The organism is Nitrosomonadales bacterium (assembly GCA_016716325.1).
Taxonomy (GTDB): Bacteria; Pseudomonadota; Gammaproteobacteria; order Burkholderiales; family Gallionellaceae; genus Gallionella.
Map to the genome: position 1 here is coordinate 1,154,877 of JADJWO010000001.1, position 18,488 is coordinate 1,173,364.

At 61.2% G+C, this 18,488-nt stretch carries 16 protein-coding genes and 1 tRNA gene; 9 read left to right on the plus strand and 8 right to left on the minus strand.

Going from position 1 to position 18,488, the window contains the following annotated elements:
* Positions 1–44: 44 nt before the first annotated feature.
* From rplS to ccsA, 5 genes are all read right to left on the minus strand, one after another.
* Positions 45–416, minus strand: a complete 372-nt coding sequence (gene rplS, locus IPM27_05480) for a 50S ribosomal protein L19 (protein ID MBK9161000.1) — start codon at positions 414–416, stop codon at positions 45–47.
* A gap of 4 nt (positions 417–420) precedes the next feature.
* On the minus strand, positions 421–1,194 hold the full coding sequence (gene trmD / locus IPM27_05485; protein MBK9161001.1) for a tRNA (guanosine(37)-N1)-methyltransferase TrmD: 774 nt from the start codon (positions 1,192–1,194) through the stop codon (positions 421–423).
* Positions 1,191–1,691: a ribosome maturation factor RimM gene (gene rimM, locus IPM27_05490; protein MBK9161002.1), complete on the minus strand. Its 501-nt coding sequence runs from the start codon at positions 1,689–1,691 to the stop codon at positions 1,191–1,193. Before rimM ends, trmD begins: the two co-directional genes overlap by 4 nt.
* Positions 1,692–1,735: 44 nt before the next feature.
* Positions 1,736–1,987, minus strand: a complete 252-nt coding sequence (rpsP, locus tag IPM27_05495; GenBank protein ID MBK9161003.1) for a 30S ribosomal protein S16 — start codon at positions 1,985–1,987, stop codon at positions 1,736–1,738.
* A 92-nt stretch (positions 1,988–2,079) separates the two neighbouring features.
* Positions 2,080–2,892 (minus strand): cytochrome c biogenesis protein CcsA, encoded by an 813-nt coding sequence (gene ccsA / locus IPM27_05500; protein MBK9161004.1) that lies wholly within the window; start codon positions 2,890–2,892, stop codon positions 2,080–2,082.
* Between the two features lie 57 nt (positions 2,893–2,949).
* Here ccsA and ffh point away from each other — a divergent pair, with 57 nt between their 5' ends.
* The 3 genes from ffh (at position 2,950) to IPM27_05515 (ending at position 5,251) form a co-directional block, all read left to right on the plus strand.
* Positions 2,950–4,302, plus strand: coding sequence for a signal recognition particle protein (gene ffh / locus IPM27_05505; GenBank protein MBK9161005.1), 1,353 nt, complete (start codon positions 2,950–2,952; stop codon positions 4,300–4,302).
* Between the two features lie 133 nt (positions 4,303–4,435).
* Positions 4,436–5,161 carry an HAD-IA family hydrolase gene (locus tag IPM27_05510; GenBank protein ID MBK9161006.1) on the plus strand — a complete coding sequence of 242 codons (726 nt, stop codon included), beginning with the start codon at positions 4,436–4,438 and terminating at the stop codon, positions 5,159–5,161.
* A gap of 14 nt (positions 5,162–5,175) precedes the next feature.
* A tRNA-Ala gene (locus IPM27_05515) sits at positions 5,176–5,251 on the plus strand.
* A 44-nt stretch (positions 5,252–5,295) separates the two neighbouring features.
* On the opposite strand, the gene IPM27_05520 is transcribed toward IPM27_05515, so the two are convergent.
* Positions 5,296–7,164, minus strand: a complete 1,869-nt coding sequence (locus IPM27_05520) for a diguanylate cyclase (protein MBK9161007.1) — start codon at positions 7,162–7,164, stop codon at positions 5,296–5,298.
* A gap of 389 nt (positions 7,165–7,553) precedes the next feature.
* On the opposite strand from IPM27_05520, the gene rpe reads away from it, so the two are divergent.
* The 6 genes from rpe to trpD all read left to right on the plus strand — a co-directional run bounded on the left by rpe (position 7,554) and on the right by trpD (position 14,263).
* On the plus strand, positions 7,554–8,240 hold the full coding sequence (rpe, locus tag IPM27_05525; GenBank protein ID MBK9161008.1) for a ribulose-phosphate 3-epimerase: 687 nt from the start codon (positions 7,554–7,556) through the stop codon (positions 8,238–8,240).
* Entirely contained in the window at positions 8,240–8,926 is a 687-nt protein-coding gene (locus tag IPM27_05530) for a phosphoglycolate phosphatase (GenBank protein ID MBK9161009.1), read from the plus strand. The genes rpe and IPM27_05530 overlap by 1 nt, the downstream gene beginning before the upstream one ends.
* Positions 8,927–9,055: 129 nt before the next feature.
* On the plus strand, positions 9,056–10,543 hold the full coding sequence (locus tag IPM27_05535) for an anthranilate synthase component I (protein MBK9161010.1): 1,488 nt from the start codon (positions 9,056–9,058) through the stop codon (positions 10,541–10,543).
* A gap of 144 nt (positions 10,544–10,687) precedes the next feature.
* The gene (locus IPM27_05540; protein MBK9161011.1) at positions 10,688–12,394 is read left to right on the plus strand and encodes an NAD(P)/FAD-dependent oxidoreductase; all 1,707 of its coding nucleotides are present in this window, start codon (positions 10,688–10,690) and stop codon (positions 12,392–12,394) included.
* 93 nt (positions 12,395–12,487) lie between these two features.
* Entirely contained in the window at positions 12,488–13,057 is a 570-nt protein-coding gene (locus IPM27_05545; protein MBK9161012.1) for an aminodeoxychorismate/anthranilate synthase component II, read from the plus strand.
* Between the two features lie 183 nt (positions 13,058–13,240).
* Positions 13,241–14,263: an anthranilate phosphoribosyltransferase gene (gene trpD, locus IPM27_05550; protein MBK9161013.1), complete on the plus strand. Its 1,023-nt coding sequence runs from the start codon at positions 13,241–13,243 to the stop codon at positions 14,261–14,263.
* Positions 14,264–14,392: 129 nt separating this feature from the next.
* Here trpD and IPM27_05555 read toward each other — a convergent pair whose 3' ends face one another.
* Positions 14,393–14,845 (minus strand): transposase, encoded by a 453-nt coding sequence (locus IPM27_05555; protein ID MBK9161014.1) that lies wholly within the window; start codon positions 14,843–14,845, stop codon positions 14,393–14,395.
* Positions 14,846–15,067: 222 nt separating this feature from the next.
* The gene (locus IPM27_05560; GenBank protein ID MBK9161015.1) at positions 15,068–18,466 is read right to left on the minus strand and encodes an autotransporter domain-containing protein; all 3,399 of its coding nucleotides are present in this window, start codon (positions 18,464–18,466) and stop codon (positions 15,068–15,070) included.
* Positions 18,467–18,488: the final 22 nt, after the last annotated feature.

The following is an 18,488-nucleotide window of genomic DNA, read 5'->3' on the forward strand; positions in this document are numbered from 1 at the left end:
GAGGCAGCGCCTCCCGTTTCCAAACCTCATCCTTCGGATGCCGGTTATTCCGCTGTCGTACGCGTTGCCAGTTTTTCCTTGATGCGCGCAGACTTGCCGGAACGCTCGCGCAGGTAGTACAGCTTGGCGCGGCGCACGTCGCCCTTGCGCTTGACATCGATGCTGGCGATGGTTGGCGAGTAGGTCTGGAAGGTGCGTTCCACGCCCTCACCGGCAGAAATCTTGCGCACGATGAAGCTGGAGTTCAGGCCGCGATTGCGCTTGGCGATCACGACTCCCTCGAATACCTGGACGCGCTTGCGCTCGCCCTCGACCACGTTCACGCCGACCACGACCGTGTCGCCGGGCGCAAATGCGGGAACCTTTTTACCCAAGCGGGCGATTTCTTCCTGTTCCAATTGTTGAATCAGATTCACTTTGTTACTCCTTCTCGTTATTCGGGTCTTGTTCCTTCTGGAACGCTGCCAGAAGCCCAGACTCCTCTTTTGTCAAATCACGCCCGGCCAACAGATCCGGCCTGCGCAACCACGTCCTGCCCAACGACTGCTGAAGCCGCCAGCGCTGTATGTCGGCATGATTGCCGGACAACAATACCGGGGGCACGGCTTCACCATGAAACATTTCCGGCCGGGTGTAATGGGGACAATCCAGCCGTCCCTGCACGAACGAATCCTGCTCCGCCGAATCCGCATCGCCCAGCACGCCGGGCAATTGCCGCACCAGGCTGTCGATCAACACCATTGCCGCCAACTCGCCACCGGACAACACATAGTCGCCGATGGATATTTCCTCATCCACATACTGGCGGATCAGGCGCTCATCGACGCCTTCGTATCGCCCTGCCAGCAGGATCAGCCCTTCATCCTGTTGCGCCACCAGTTCCTTGACGACCGGGTGGGTCAGCAATCTGCCTTGCGGCGACAGATACACCACGCGGCTCATCTTCACTCCGCTTGCCGCCTGTCGCTGCCTGGCCGCGCTGATCGCGCCCGCCAGCGGCTCTGCCAGCATCACCATCCCCGGTCCGCCGCCGTAGGGGCGGTCGTCAATGGTGCGGTAACTGTCCGTCGTGAAATCCCTGGGATTCCACGTCTTCAATACATAACTTCCCTGTTCGGCGGCGCGGCGCGTGATGCCGTATTGCGTCAGCGCGTCGAACATCTGCGGAAACAGCGTGATCACGTCAAAGATCATTTGAGGTAATCCGCCGACCAATCCACACGGATAGTCCTGTTCTTCAAATCGACCCGTCGGATCGCACTGGCCACGAACGGGATCAGTATCTCGCCGCCGCCATCCCGCACGCACAACACATCGTTCGCGCCGGTCTCCAGCAGGTTCGCCACCGTCCCCAGAACCACATCCGCCTCGTTCACCACCGTCATGCCGATCAGGTCATGCCAGTAGTATTCATCCTCGTCCTGCTCCGGCAAGCTGCTACGCGGCACCGCGATCAACAGCCCTTTCAGTTTTTCTGCCGCATTGCGATCCGGACAATCCGCCAGCAATGCCGCCAGCGTCTTGTTGTGCATCTCGCTCTGTTCGACCCGCACCTCGCGCCACGGGCCATGCTCGCTCCCCAGCCACCACACCTGATAGTCCATCAGGCTGTCGAGGTACTCGGTATACGGCTGGACCTTGACCCAGCCGCGTATGCCATGCGCCGCTGCCACTCGTCCCATGATCACCATGGGTTCTGCTGCATCGGGCCCGCGTGAAGGCACTTCTCTGAATATCAGGCTGCCGCAGCCCCGGCACGCTTGACCAGCTTGGCGACGGCGTCGCTCAATTGCGCGCCCTTGCTTTGCCAGTGACTGATGCGCGCCAGATCCAGACGCAACGCTTCCTGCTTTTCCGTGGCGATGGAATTGTAGAAACCGATGCGCTCGATGAAGCGGCCATCGCGGCGATTGCGCGAATCCGCAACAACCACGTTGTAGAACGGACGATTCTTGGAACCGCCACGGGAAAGACGAATGATTACCATATACCTATCCTAAATGAAGATGAGCCCAGCGAAAGGGCGCGAATTCTACGACCTTTGGGCGAATGTTGCAACCCTTAGAAAATCAATGAATTTTATCGGTGGAGCAGCACTTCCAGCACAAACTTGCTGCCCAGATACGCCAGCAGCAGGAAGATGAAGCCGCTCACCGTCCAGCGCACCGCGATCCGGCCGCGCCAGCCGTAGAAATGATGTCCCCACAACAGCACGGCGAACACCGCCCAGGACAGGAATCCGAACAGCACCTTGTGGTTGAATTGCCAGGCCTTGCCGAAGATCTCTTCGGAGAACAGTGCACCGGATGCCAGCGTCAGGGTCAGCAGCAGGAAGCCGATGCCGATCATGCGGAACAGCAATGTCTCCATGGTCAGCAGCGGCGGCAGGTTGCGCAACACGGTCGGCATCCTGGCATGATGCAGCCGCTTCTCCACCTGAGAGATCAGCACCGCGTGCAGCATGGCGATGGTGAACAGGCTGTATGCGAGCATCGCCGCAGAGATGTGCGCCTTGAACGCGAACAGTCCGGTGTTCCCCAGTTGGTGCGCGGACGGAAAGATCTCCGGCAACAGCACGGCCACCGCCGCCAGCGGCAGCACCAGCGCCTGCAGTCCGCCGACCGGATAGAAGAAGCGCGCCACCCAATAGACCAGCAGGGTCAGCCACACGATCAGCGACAACGCGTTGACCACGCTCAGGTTGAACCCGCCTCCCGCAAACACGTCCTGCACCAGCAGATAGCCGTGCAACACCAGCGGCAACAGCACCCAGTGTCCCAGCGCGGTCCGGCTCAGCACATCACCCTTGCCGTGCGTCTGCGCATGCCAGAAGTAGACTGCAAGCACGCTGTAGCCGGTGAAAGCGAGCCAGGAGAGGATAACGTTAGACATTTTTCGTCGGGATGTTTTAGACTTCGCGAATTCTACACCATCTCCCGCTCATCACTCATGCTGGACAATCTGACGCAACGCCTTTCCGGCGTCATCAAGAACCTGCGGGGTCAGGCGCGCCTGACCGAGAACAACATCCAGGACGCATTGCGCGAAGTGCGCATGGCGCTGCTGGAGGCCGATGTCGCACTGCCTGTGGTCAAGGACTTCATCGCCCAAGTGAAACAGGCGGCGCTGGGACAGGAAGTCATCGGCAATCTGAATCCCGGACAGGCTCTGGTCGGCGTGGTGCATCGCGAACTCACCCGCCTGATGGGCGAGCACAACGACGCGCTCAATCTCGCCACCACGCCGCCCGCGGTGATCCTGATGGCCGGCCTGCAGGGCGCCGGCAAGACCACCACCAGCGGCAAGCTGGCAAAACTGCTGCGCGACCAGCAGAAGAAAAAGGTGCTGCTGGTCAGTTGCGACATCTACCGCCCCGCCGCGATCGAGCAGTTGCGCACGCTGGCGCAACAACTCGAGATTGACTTCTTCGCCTCGGACACCAGCCAGAAACCTCAGGACATCGCGCTGGCCGCACTGGATTTCGCGCGCAAGCATTACCATGATGTGCTGATCGTCGATACCGCCGGCCGCCTCGCCATCGACGAGGCGATGATGACCGAGATCAGGCAACTGAGCACCGCGCTGAAACCGATCGAGACGCTGTTCGTGGTCGATGCGATGACCGGACAGGACGCGGTAAACACCGCCAGGGCGTTCGGCGAAGCGCTGCCGTTGACCGGCGTGATCCTCACCAAACTGGACGGCGACGCGCGCGGTGGCGCGGCACTGTCGGTGCGCCAGATCACCGGCAAGCCGATCAAGTTCGTCGGTGTCAGCGAGAAGGTCAACGGCCTCGAAGCCTTCCATCCCGAACGCATGGCGTCGCGCGTGCTGGGCATGGGCGACGTGCTGTCGCTGCTCGAGGAGGCACAGCGCGAAGTCGATCATGTCGAAGCGGCCAAGCTGGCCAAGAAGGTCCAGAGCGGCAAGGGATTCGACCTCAACGATTTCAAGACGCAGATCGTGCAGATGCGCAAGATGGGCGGCATGTCGGCGCTGATGGACAAGCTGCCCGCGCAGCTCAGCCAGGCCGCCGCGGGCGCCAGGGTGGACGACAAACAGATCAGCCGCACCGAGGGGATCATCAACTCGATGACCCCGCTTGAGCGCAGCAGACCGGAACTCATCAAGGCATCGCGCAAGCGCCGCATCGCGATGGGTGCCGGTGTGCAGGTGATGCACGTCAACCAGTTGCTCAACCAGTTCGAGCAGACCCAGAAGATGATGAAGATGTTCGGCAAGGGCGGTGGCATGGCCAAGATGATGCGCGGCATGGCGGGTAAGTTGCCCGGCATGCGCTAAGACTTTCAGTCCACGAAAAACACGAACTCCACGAACAAGCCGGAGCATTCCTGATACTGACTTTTCGTGCCTTTCGTGGACACATTGCTTTGATTTGTTTTACATTCCTGAAAACTTAACCTTGAAGGCCATCATGAACATTAAAGCTATTATTTTCGACGTGGACGGCACGCTGGCAGATACCGAAGACGGGCACCGCAAATCGTTCAACAAGGCGTTCGCCGAGAACGGCCTCGACTGGAACTGGGATGTCGCGCTGTACGACAAGCTGCTGAAAGTGACCGGCGGCAAGGAGCGCATCAAGTATTTCGTCTCGGATTTCCTGAAAGACTATGCCAAACCGGACAACTTCGACGACTTCGTCAAGCACCTGCACAAGGTCAAGACCGCGCATTACACCGCGATGCTGGGCGAAGGGCATATCCCGTTGCGCCCCGGCATCAAACAACTGATCCAGGAAGCGCACGCTGCCGGCATCAAGCTGGCCATCTCGACCACCACCACTGCGGAAAACGTCACCGCGCTACTGGAGGTCGGACTGGGCAAGAACTGGGCGGATTATTTTGACGCGAACGGTTGCGGCGACATCGTGCCGCACAAGAAGCCCGCGCCCGACATCTATTACTGGGTGCTGGACAAACTCGGCCTCAAGGCGGAAGACTGCATCGCGCTGGAGGACTCGAACAACGGACTGCGCTCTGCGCTTGCCGCCGGCATCAAGACCTACGTCACCACCAACCCCTATACGCACTGGCACGATTTCGACGGCGCGGCAGGCATATTCGACGACCTAAGCGACCTGGCAGCCTTTTACAGGACAACCGGCCTGCCCCTTCCCAAGGCTGCGACTTCTGGCTAGTATTCGCCCGCCGTGGGGACGTAGCTCAGCTGGGAGAGCGTCGCGTTCGCAATGCGAAGGTCGGGAGTTCGATCCTCCTCGTCTCCACCACCCGCCAGAAGATGCTCACGCGCAATCGGAATCGGCCAGCGGGATCAGTAACTCCCCTCCTCTTTCCACATGTCCCTGGTAAAACGCAGCACCTTGTTCCGGCCGGATTCCTTGGCCTGATACATGGCCACATCGGCATATTTCACACAGCTCCAGAAAGCCTCGCCGTCCGTCGGGAACAGCGATATGCCCACCGAGATCGTTTTCTTGAGCGGCCCGCTTCCCGTCTGGAACACATTTTCCTCCATCGACTTGCGCACCCGCTCGGCCACGGCCATTGAACTGGCCTCGTCGGCGCCGATCAACAGGGCGACGAATTCTTCGCCGCCAAAACGTATCGCCAGGTCGGACGTCCTGATCGCCTTCTTCAGGATGTCAGCCACCTTCACCAGAACCTTGTCGCCTGTTTCGTGGCCGTAGGTATCGTTAACCTGCTTGAAGAAATCCACGTCGCACATCAGTATGCCGACGCTGGTTTTCTGCCTTTGCACAGTGGCCAGCAGAGTCTCCAGATAACCTTCAAGGAATCGACGGTTGTACAAATTGGTCATTGGGTCGTGCATGGACGCATCCTTCAGGGACTGCATCAGGCGCTTGGCTTCGATGACAGGCGCCGCCTCGCCCAGATAGGTTTGCAGCGTGACCATGTTCTCCTGCACTTCGGCCGCTTCCTCGCGGGTGAACAGGACTTGCAGCACCCCGCCCACGCTGCCGGACAACATGATCGGGATGCAGATATGCAACAGATGTTCGTTGTCCTGCACCTGATTGCCGCAATAAGCGCTGCATATCCGGTCTTCATCGACCGAAGACACGATCAGCGCGGTGCGCTTGGCCCGGCATGCATCGCAATCCACGGTGACTTCGCGATCGCACCACAACTCGGCTTTGTCTGGAAGACCCCGGGCTGCGATCAGTGTCAGGTGGTTCTTTGAATTCGCGACCTCATAGAAGGAATACCGCTTGAGCGAGAATTTCTCTGTCAGCACCCTGCATACCCGGTCGTATACATCGCCAAGGTCGCGGTCGTTCTCGATCGCCTGCTTGAAGTGCGAGGCGCTCACCATATTGTTCACCACCTGCACGGTATGCGCCAGCAAGCCCCCCTTGCCCGACCTGTCATTGCAACTGCCCAGGCCTTCGACTTGCTTGGTGATATTGCCGAAACTGTCCTCCAGTATCTGCATGAACTGGTTGGTCTTGTCCGCGATCTCGCCGACTTCGTCATCGCCTCGTTTTTGCAGACGCTCTGAAAAATCGCCCGCTTCGGCACGCCGGATCACCCTGTTCAGATCCTGTGTGGTCTCCACGACAGGCTGCATCATCCTCCTGAACGCAAGGACGATCACCGTGCCGAACAGGAAGGACAAGAGCACGATGCCGATCACCGACCAGAATGCCATGTCATGCTGCGCCGATACATCCATCGACAGGCTGACCACACCCAGCACCTCGCCCTCGCGCGCCTGGTGGCACGCCATGCAGTTGCTGGGGTCGGTTGAAGTGGCGACATAAGGGATCGCATAGTGGAACACATGTCCGCGATCATTCAGGTACTCATATGCCTCCTTGCCGGTCTTGAGCACCTGCAACTCTATCGGCGTTGCCGCTCTCCGGTCGCTGACATCCATGTTCATTTGTTTGACCACCGAATCGGCGGGCACGACATGCGCATCCAGCAATCCGGGGATGTTGTCCAGCCTCAGCAGATAGGGCTTGATATGCTCCGGATTCCCCTCGTGCATCTCATGGGTCACGGTCAGGCGCATCAATTCGGCGCCCATCTTCCCCTGCGTCGACACATCCCTTTCGGCAAGCTCGCCGAAGACATAGACCGTGGCAACAGCGAACAACAGCGCGCAGGTCGCGGTCGCAACCGTGGTAACCAGCAGGATCTTCGATTTCAGTTTCATGAATCCCTCCCATCTTGCGATGCGCCTTCCGGAAACGGCTAGCGCGACATGAATATCAAACGCAATCCAAGTTCGACCCCCTTACTGCAGACATCGAAATCGTATGTACTGCCCATCATCCACACATACGATCCCGAAGACCGGATCATGCCTATAGTAATACGATATGGCAGATAAATCTTCACGCCATTGACACATCCCCGCCAAAAACCTTCAAGCCCGGCAAAGCCCCTTTCCCACCGCATGAAAATGCGGCATGACGCACGGTTTCGGAAGCGCGCCTCAGCCCTTGGCAACCGCGTGATCCCCACTCGGGAAAGTATTCGGTTAGAATACGCCGGTCCATAATTTTCACCCCCTACAACGTAAAACTTACCGAGGAGTCAGCCATGTACCAGATCGCGCCGAGCATTCTTTCCGCCAACTTCGCCAGACTGGGCGAGGAAGTCGATAACGTCCTCGCTTCCGGTGCCGATGTCGTGCACTTCGACGTGATGGACAACCATTACGTGCCCAACCTGACCATCGGCCCGCTGGTCTGCGAAGCCCTGCGCAAGCATGGCGTCACCGCCCCGATCGACGTGCACCTGATGGTCAAACCGGTCGACCGCATCATCCCCGATTTCGCCAAGGCCGGTGCCACCTACATCACCTTCCACCCGGAAGCCTCCGAGCACATCGACCGCACCATCGGCCTGATCAAGGAAAGTGGCTGCAAGGCCGGCCTGGTATTCAACCCGGCCACCCCGCTGGACATTCTGGAATACACGCTGCCCAAGCTGGACATGGTATTGCTGATGTCGGTGAACCCCGGCTTCGGCGGCCAGAAATTCATCCCCCACGTGCTGGACAAGGCGCGCGCCGTGCGCAAGATGATCGATGCGAGCGGCCTCGATATCCGCCTGGAGATCGACGGCGGCGTCGGCCCGGCCAACATCCGGGAAGTGGCCGAAGCGGGCGTGGACATGTTCGTCGCGGGATCCGCCGTATTCGGCAAACGCAACGAAGCCGACCCGAACCGTTACGACACCATCATCGGCGAACTGCGTGCCGAACTGGCAAAAGTCGGAAAATAATGTCCTTCAACGACTTCCCGCTACCCGTCAGCGCCATCGTCATCGACCTCGACGGCACGCTGCTGCATACCGCGCCGGAACTGGCCGAGTCGGCCAACCGCATGCTGCGCGACATGGGCCGTGCGCCGGTGTCGCAGGACCTGCTGATGAGCTATATCGGCAACGGTATCCACTGGCTGGTGAAGCGCGCGCTGACCGGCGACATGCATGCCGAGCCGGATGCGGCGCTGTTCGACCGCGCGTTGCCGATCTTCGAGAAGCATTACACCGAACTGTTGCTGCAAAGCAAACCGTTCGGCGGTGTCGTCGCTGGACTGGACGCGATGAAAGCGGCGGGCTTCCGCCTGGGCTGCATCACCAACAAGGTGGAACGCTACACCCTGCCGCTGCTGGAAGGCATCGGCATGGCGAAGTATTTCGAGATCGTGGTCGCGGGCGACACGCTGCCGGAAAAGAAACCGCATCCGATGCCGTTGCTGCACTCGGCGAAGTTCTTCGGCTGTGCCATCGAAAACCTGCTGCTGATCGGCGATTCGCTGAGCGACGCGCAGGCCGCGCGCGCCGCAGGTTGCCCCATCATCTGTGTGCCCTACGGCTACAACCACGGCGAGCCGGTGGAAACGCTCAACGTGGATGCGGTCATCCCCGACCTCACGGCGGTCCTGCCGCTCATCGAACGCGCTTGATAACGATGCTGCATTACAACTTCAGATTCGGGAGAGCAACAGCAAGCTGGCGATGGTGCTAACCATCCCGCCATGCAGCGGCGCACCTACCGCCGCTTTTCTCCCGTAACGAATTTCAAGGAGTTGTTTATGTCGTTCCCCATCACCGAACAGGAATTCCAATCCCTTGCCGAACAGGGATACAACCGCATCCCGCTGGTCGCCGAAACCTTTGCCGACCTCGACACGCCGCTGTCGCTGTACCTCAAGCTCGCCAACAAGCCGTTCTCCTACCTGCTCGAATCGGTGCAGGGCGGCGAGCGCTTCGGGCGCTACTCCTTCATCGGCCTGCCGGCCGAGGCCCGCATCACCGTGCGCGGCAAGCAGGTCACGCTGACGCACCAGGATTCGGAAACGACACACGAGGTCGACAACCCGCTCGACTTCATCAGCGAATACCAGTCGCGCTTCAGGGTCGCGCCGTTGCCGAACCTGCCGCGTTTCACCGGCGGGCTGGCCGGATATTTCGGTTACGAGACGATACGCTACATCGAATCGCGACTGGCCGGAGTCCACAAGCCCGACGTGCTCGGCACGCCCGACATCCTGCTGATGCTCACCGAACAGCTCGCCGTGATCGACAACCTGTCCGGCAAACTCACCTTCATCGTCTACGCCAATCCGGAGCATGACGACGCCTACGCAACGGCGCGTGAACGGTTGCGCGAACTCATCAGCCTGATGCACCGACCGGTGGACATCCCGCATGCGCCGCCGATGCACGGCGGCGAGGCAAAATCCGAATTCGGCGAGACCGCATTCAAGTCGGCGGTGGAAAAGGCCAAGCGCTACATCTTCGACGGCGACATCATGCAAGTGGTGCTGTCTCAGCGCATGTCGCAGCCCTTCCCCGCCTCGCCGCTGTCGCTGTACCGCGCGCTGCGCAGCGTGAACCCGTCGCCCTACATGTTCTACTACGACATGGGCGACCATCACGTCGTCGGCGCGTCGCCGGAGATTCTAGTTCGCCTCGAACACGACATGGTCACCGTGCGCCCGATCGCCGGTACGCGTCCACGCGGCAAGATAGTGGAACAGGATGTCGCACTCGCCGAAGAACTGCTGGCCGATCCCAAGGAACTGGCCGAGCATCTGATGCTGATCGACCTGGGCCGCAACGATATCGGCCGCGTCGCGCAGAACGGCACAGTCAAACTCACCGAGAAGATGGTCATCGAGCGCTACTCTCACGTGATGCACATCGTCTCCAACGTCGAGGCGAAATTGAAGCCGGGCCTGAACGCGATGGACGTGCTCAAGGCCACCTTCCCCGCCGGAACGGTATCGGGCGCGGCCAAGGTGCGCGCGATGGAGATCATCGACGAACTGGAACCCAGCAAGCGCGGCATCTACGCCGGCGCGGTCGGCTACCTCGGCTTCAACGGCGACATGGATCTGGCGATCGCGCTGCGCACCGCCGTGGTAAAGGACGCGACGCTGTACGTGCAGGCCGGTGCGGGCATTGTTGCCGACTCGGTTCCGGACAACGAATGGATGGAGACGCAGAACAAGGCGCGCGCCGTGTTGCGTGCTGCGGAGATGGTACTGGAAGGGCTGGATACGCCAGCGCATCGATAGAATCCAAACTTTTTTCGCGATACTGTGTTGCTCACAAAAACTTACTCCTTGCATATTGGATATATGCGGCGGCGCGATTTTTTTGCTCGTGCCTTGTCTCGCTTCGAATTTTGAACCTTCCGGAATCCCATCGAATCTGAAAGCATGTTGCGCCTGACCGAAATCAAGCTGCCCATCGAGCATCCCGAGGGCGAAATCGAAGCCGCCATCCTCAAGCGGCTGGGCATCCCTGCGGAAGACTTGCTCGGCCACGTCGTGTTCAAGCGCGGCGTCGATGCGCGCAAGAAGAACCACATCCTGTTCGCTTACACGCTGGATGTTGAACTGCGCGACGAGACCGCAGTGCTCGCGCGCTTCGCCGAGGACCCTCACGTCAAGATAACGCCCGACACCAGCTATCACTTCGTAACGCACGCTCCTTCGGATTTGTTTTCGAAGGTGGAGCAAGGAGCGAGCGAGGAAGCCAACACAGCTCCGCCGATGAAATGGAAGCCGAATAGGCCGGTCATCATCGGCATGGGGCCCGCCGGATTGTTCGCCGGGCTGATCCTCGCGCAGATGGGTTTCAAGCCGCTGATACTCGAACGCGGCAAGGCCGTGCGCGAGCGCACCAAGGACACCTGGGGATTGTGGCGGCAGGGCAAGCTCGATCCGGAGTCCAACGTGCAGTTCGGCGAGGGCGGCGCGGGAACCTTCTCGGACGGCAAGCTGTACAGCCAGATCAAGGACCCGCGCCATCTGGGCAGGAAGGTACTGACCGAATTCGTCAAGGCCGGCGCGCCCGAGGAGATCCTGTATGTCAGCCATCCGCACATCGGCACCTTCCGCCTCGTCGGCATGGTCGAGAAGATGCGCGAGAACATCATCGCGCTGGGCGGCGAGATCCGTTTCCAGAGCCGCGTGGACGACATCGAGATCACCCGGGGGCCGGACAACGCCGGGCAAGTCACCGGCGTGACGCTCGCCAATGGCGAACACATCGCGACGAACCACCTGGTGCTGGCGGTCGGCCACAGCGCGCGCGACACCTTCGAGATGCTGCACAAGCGCGGCGTCCACCTTGAGGCCAAACCGTTCTCCATCGGCTTCCGCATCGAACACCCGCAGTCGCTGATCGACCGTGCGCGCTATGGCGTCAACGCGGGCAACCCGCAACTCGGCGCGGCGGATTACAAGCTGGTGCATCACGCCGGCAACGGCCGTTCGGTGTACAGCTTCTGCATGTGCCCCGGCGGCACCGTGGTCGCCGCGACCTCCGAGCCGGGGCGAGTGGTCACCAACGGCATGAGCCAGTACTCTCGCAACGAGCGCAATGCCAACAGCGGCATCGTGGTGGGCATCTCGCCGGAAGATTTCCCGGAGGTGCCCGGCGACCCGGCCAGTCCGCTGGGCGGCATCGAGTTGCAGCGCCGGCTGGAGTCGCACGCCTACGAACTCGGCGGCAAGACCTACCAGGCGCCCGGACAACGGGTCGGCGACTTCCTCGCGGGCCGCCCCTCGACAAGATTCGGCGAAGTGCTGCCGTCATACACGCCCGGCGTACATCTGACCGACCTGTCCAGCGCGCTGCCGGACTACGCGATCGAAGCGATCCGCGAGGCGCTGCCCGCGTTCGCGAAACAGATCAGGGGGTTCGACATGGATGACGCCGTACTGACCGGCGTCGAGACGCGCACTTCCTCGCCGGTGCGCATCCGGCGCAGTCCGGACGATTACCAGAGCATCAACACCCGCGGCCTGTATCCGGCCGGCGAAGGCGCAGGCTACGCGGGCGGGATACTCTCGGCCGCGGTGGACGGCATCGAGGTTGCCGAAGCGGTGGCATTGAGTATCATACGGACAAAAAGCTAACAACCCATCGTCGTTCCCGCGCAAGCGGGAACCCGGTTCATGCAAGCTGGATCCCCGCTTTCGCGGGGATGACGACAACAACAGGACTTGAACATGCTGCTAATGATCGACAACTACGACTCCTTCACCTACAACCTGGTGCAGTATTTCGCCGAACTCGGCGCAGATGTGGTGGTGCACCGCAACGACGAGATCACGGTGGAGCAGATCGAAAAAATGAATCCGCAGCACATCGTGGTCTCGCCCGGCCCCTGCACACCGACCGAGGCGGGCGTGTCCGTCGCCGCGATCAAACACTTCGCCGGCAAGGTCCCGTTGCTCGGCGTATGCCTCGGCCACCAGAGTATCGGGCAGGCGTTCGGCGGCAGGATCATCCACGCGAAGACACTGATGCACGGCAAGACCTCGCTGATCCATCACCACAACAACAGCGTGTTCACCGGGCTGCCCGACCCGTTCACCGCGACGCGTTACCATTCGCTGGTGATCGAGCGCGAGACGCTGCCGGACTGCCTGGAGGTCACCGCTTGGACCGACGACGGCGAGATCATGGGCGTGCGCCACAGGACGCTGGCGGTGCACGGCGTGCAGTTCCATCCCGAGTCCATCCTCACCGAGCACGGCCACGACATGCTGAAGAACTTTCTGGAGGGGAAGCGATAATATCCTCCGCCTTTCCTTCCCCCTTGCAGGGGGAAGGCTGGGATGGGGGTTGTATCATTGAGCAGAGATTCTACCCCCTCCCTAACCCTCCCCCTGCAAGGGGGAGGGAATGCAGAACAAGGCACCGTATAATTCAGCATGAGCTATCTCCAGCTGAATGTTTTAGTCTTTGAAGGAACAACCATGATCACACCGCAACAGGCACTCGCCCGGCTCATCGAGCAGCGCGAGATCTTCTACGACGAGATGGTCTCGCTGATGCGCCAGATCATGAGCGGCGAAGTCACGCCGACCATGATCGCGGCCATCCTGGTCGGACTGCGCGTGAAAAAGGAAACCATCGGCGAGATCTCCGCCGCCGCGTTCGTGATGCGCGAATTCGCCAGCAAGGTGCCGGTCACCCGCCGTGACCACCTGGTGGACACCTGCGGCACCGGCGGCGACACGTCGCACACCTTCAACATCTCCACCGCCAGCGCCTTCGTCGCGGCGGCGGCCGGCGCGCGCGTCGCCAAGCACGGCGGACGCTCGGTGTCGTCCACCTGCGGCTCGGCGGACGTGCTGGAAGCGCTGGGCGTGAACCTTGCGCTCACGCCGGAACAGGTCGGACAAAGCATAGACCGGATCGGCATCGGCTTCATGTTCGCGCCCAACTTCCACGGCGCGATGAAATACGCCGCGCCGGTACGCAAGGAACTGGGGGTACGCACGATGTTCAACGTGCTGGGCCCGCTGACCAATCCGGCCGGCGCGGACAACCAGGTGATGGGCGTGTTCCATCCCGACCTGGTCGGCATCCAGGCGCGCGTGCTGCAACGCCTCGGCAGCCACCACGTGCTGGTGGTGAACGGCAGCGACGGCCTCGACGAGATCACCATCAGCGGCATCACCAACGTCGCGGAACTGAAGGACGGGCAGGTGAACGAATACACCATCGCTCCGGAAGAGTTCGGGCTGGAGCGGGCACCGCTGGATACCATCAAGGTCGGCAACACCGCAGAAGCGAAAGCCATGCTGCTCGGCGTACTGGACAACCAGCCGGGCGTGGCGCGCGACATCGTGCAGTTGAACGCCGGCGCGGCGATCTACGCGGCGGGCCTGACCAATTCGCTCAGGTCAGGCATCTCAAAAGCCGGCGAAGTCATCGCCAGCGGCGAAGCGAAGGCCAAACTGGAACAGCTCATTGAATTGAGCAACCGTTCCTGAAATCTATCGCGCAATAATTTTGCGCTCCTGCACCCCCTCAGACTCACCTCGAAGAGGTTTTGCCCTGTGGGTATTGGGCGATGGAATCGCCCCCTGTAGGAGCCCGGCTTGCCGGGCGATGATTTTCGATCACAACCATTTCGCATTCCAATACGGATAGTTCCCAATCTTGTCGCACAGCCCGGCACGCAATGGATTGGCGACAATGTAGCGTGCCACACCGGCAACATCTTCGTCGGCGCGCAGGGCATGGTCATGAAAGCCGCGCTGCCAGATACGACGGCCGAGTTTCCGGGAAACTCCGGCTTTGTAAAGCCGTACCGTTTCGGATAGTGACGCGCTGGTTTTTAACTGCACGAGCCAGTGGATATGGTCGGGCATCACCACAAAGGCCAGTGTGTCGGCATGGCAGGCGGTAGTTTCGTCATAGAAACCTCTTGACGCCACTGCGGCAGATTCGTGTTGTGCGAATATGCTGTCACGCGATCTTGTCACCGCAGTAACAAGATAAACGTGATGCGGCAAAGATACCCGTCCAATGCGGAGTTGCTTGCCTCGTGGTGAAGATTGCTTTTCTTTCATGGTTGAATTCTATCGCGCAATGAAATTGCGCTCCTACACCCCCCTGTAGGAGCCCGACTTGTCGGGCGATGATTCCCGATCACGCAGCTATCGCGCAATGAAATTGCGCTCCTGCGGGGGGTGTAGGAACCCGATTTATCGGGCGATTGGGAATCGGACAGCAACCCGCTCCCAACGAAAAGCCCGGCATCGCCGGGCTTTTCGTTTGCAGCTGCGGGCCGGTCAGAACGCCCAGCGTGCCTTCACCGATGCGGTCTGGCCGGTGAAGCCGGAACGAGCCTCGAGGTCGTAACGCGCGGTGATCTCCACTCCGCCGGCCGTGGTGGCGACATAGCCCAGTCCGCCGCGCACCACCGTCGAGGACGGGGTGATGCCGTTGGTGACGAATGCCGCGCCACCTCCGGCGAACGAGGCGGTGACCGAGTTCTGCTTGGCGTTGGCGTCGTAGCCCACGCCAAGGTTGGCCGTCACGGCGGTGTTGTCGTCCAGCCGGTGGGCGAGCTTGCCGTCCGCGGCGAGGATGAACTCGTCGGTGGTCTTGCCGGCCACGGTGAGGTTGAGCGCGCCCGCGCCGGTCTCGGTGTAGCCCTTGTCGCTCAGGCTGGTGTAGTCGGCTCGGAACGACGGCGTAAAGCTGGTCTGCTCGTTCAGTGCCATGGTGTGACCGATGCCCGCGCCCAGGTGGATGCTGTCGCTGGTGTAGCTGGACGAGGCGACGCTGCCGACGAGGGCGATGTAGCGGCTGCCCTTGTTCTGGTTGTAGGCGTAGTCGGCCTGCCAGTTGATCTCGGTGGCGTCGCTCAGGCTGTTGCTGCCGTACAGTACGGCCTGGTAGCTGTCGATGCCGGCCGCCTGCGCGCCGGAGTTGCCGTCGACGTTGCTGTGGCTGTAGGCGAAGGCGGCACCCATGCGGTAGGCCTGCGACAGTTCGCTGTCGGCGCCGACGACGACGCCGTAGGTCTGGGCGGCGTAGCCGAATGCGCCGTTACGGTCCTTCTGGTTGGCCCAGGAACCGAGCGGCTTGACCCAGGCCTTGCGGTCGGCCATGCCGTCGCCGGAGGACAGGCCGAGGCCGCGCGCGCCTTCCATGCGGGCCTGGATGACGCGGCTGACGCCGTGCAGGTTGGAAAGGTTGGCCTGGGCCATGCCGCCGGTGATCAGCGGCAGCATCTGGCCGATGGCGGCGGAGACTTGCTGCTGGGTGCCGAGCAGGCCGAGTGCGGTGATGACCGGGGCCATCGCGGGTGGCGCTGCGCCTCCGAGGGCGATCAGCGCGTCGAAGACCGCGGCCGCACCGAGCGCTGACGTGTTGCCGGCGGCGGTGACGCTGCTGACGGCGGTCGTGCCACCGCCAGGCGCGACGGCGGCAGCCACGACGGTGAGGTCGATGGCGTTGACGTTGGTGGCGCCGGTGAAGTCGAACAGTGCGCTGTTGTCGGTGACGGTGTAGGCCGGGCCGGCGGTCAGGGTGCCCGCAGTGAGCACGCCGGGCAATACATTGCCTGCCGCGAGGGTGTTGGCGCCGGCGACGTTGACGTCGATCGCGTTGCTGGCCGACAGGTCGGCGGTGCCGGTGACGTTCAGCGTGCCGTAGCTGGCCGCGCTGGATGCGCCCACCTGCAGTACGCCGGTCGCACTCTGCGTGTAGTTGCCGGTGAGGGTGGCCGCGCCGCCATCCGCTACCGACAGCACGCCGTTGTTGGTGAATGTGGTGCCGGTCACGTTCGTCAGGTCGAAGCTGTTCGCGCCTGCGGCAAACATGGCCGTGCCGTTGTTGGTGAAGCTCGCCACGGTGAACGCGTCAGCGGTATTCAGCGTATAGCTTGCACCGTTGAGAATGGACACCGCCGTATTGGGCGCATTCACCGCTCCGACGAAGCTGGCAGTGTTGTTGCCGCCGATGTCGATGGTGGGCAGGGTGCTCATCCCTATCGTGGTGACAGCCCAAGTACCGCCGGAGATCGTGCCGCTGTTGGTGATACCGCCGGTGACTTTTCCAGAAGCAAGATAGATACCAGTCATGGCGCCGGAAATGGTGCCCCCCCCGTTGTTGGTGATGCTGTCCACGCCACCCAGGGCGCCATTGAAGATGCTGATGCCGGTAAAGGCAGTTCCGGTAATCGTGCCGTTGTTGGTGATGCCGCCGGTGATACTGGTTCCGGTGGAAACCATGATGGCGGTATTGCCGCCCGAGATCGTGCCGTTGTTGCTGATGCCGCCCGCGAAGCTACTGTTATGAATATAGATCCCTGTCCGCCCGCTTGATATTGTACCTCCCGCGTTGTTGGTGATGCCGCCGGTCACGATACTACTGCTGAGGCCGACACCTTGAGTGCCACCGGAGATCGTGCCACCGGCGTTGTTGGTGATGCTGCCGGTCACGCTGCTAGAATTGTAAAGCCCGATACCTTTGGAAACACCCGAGATCGTGCCGCTGTTGCTGATGCCACCGGTCACGATACCATTGTTGAGGACGACACCTTGAATGCCACCGAAGATCGTGCCGCTGTTGCTGATACTCCCAAGTGTGTCGTAGACGGTAATTCCGGCAGCACTACCGGAGATCGAGCCACCCGTGTTGTTGGTGATACTGCCGATGCTGCCACCTGTATAAATGACGATACCCAAGCTGGTGCCGGTAATTGTGCCGCCATTATTATTGGTGATGTTGTCGATGCTGCCGCCGGTGGAAAGGCTGAAACCGTAGACACCGGAGATCGTACCGCTGTTGGTGATGCCGCCGGTGATGCTGCCGGAGTTGAAAATGCGGATACCGTCCGTGTTGCCGTGGATCGTGCCGCTATTGATAATGCCGCCGGTGACCATGCCATTGGTGTAAATCCTGATGCCGTTTGGACCGCCGGCGATCGTGCCGCCCGCGTTGTTGGTGATGCTGTCCACGCTGCCACCGTTAGCGAGGCGGATGGCTGCCCAGCCAGTGATAGTGCCACTGTTGACAATGCCGCCGGACAGGCTGGCGTTGTTCAGGCCGATGCCGTAACTGGCGCCGGAGATGGCGCCACCCGCGTTGTTGGTGATGCCGCCGGTGATACTGCTAAGCGGCGCGCCCAAGCTGGAAAAAACACCAATACCCCCGCCAGCGGCGCCGCTGATCGTGCCGCTGTTTGTGATGCCGCCGGTGACACTGCTATGCGTATCGATGTGGATGCCGAAATTGCCGCCGGCGATACTGCCGCCCGCGTTGTTGGTGATGCTGCCAAGGCTGCTGCTGGCGTAGATGTCTATACCCCAGGTAGCACCTGAAAGAGTGCCGCTGTTGCCGATGCTGGTCGCGGTGTTGCCGCCGTTCACCGCGACCGCCGGATTGGCGCTGATCGAGCCAGTATTAGCGACTGTCAGCGATTCGCCAGCCCCGAGCAAACACTGGCTCGTTACGGCGACACCTGCCCCGACATCGACCACGCCCGCGACCGGGGCAGGACAGGGAGATCCTGCCCCCGCCATCGCCGGCTCTGCGGCCATCGCGGCCAGCGCCATCACCACGGCCGAAGCCACGGCTTTTACGGAAGATGAAGGTTTGCCCTTGGCCTTGGCTTTTTCGCTGGTGACGATGAATGCCTGGCGCGATTCGCTCCAGACGACGCGGTGGGTACGGTTCATTTGAATGCTCCTGAAGTCAGTT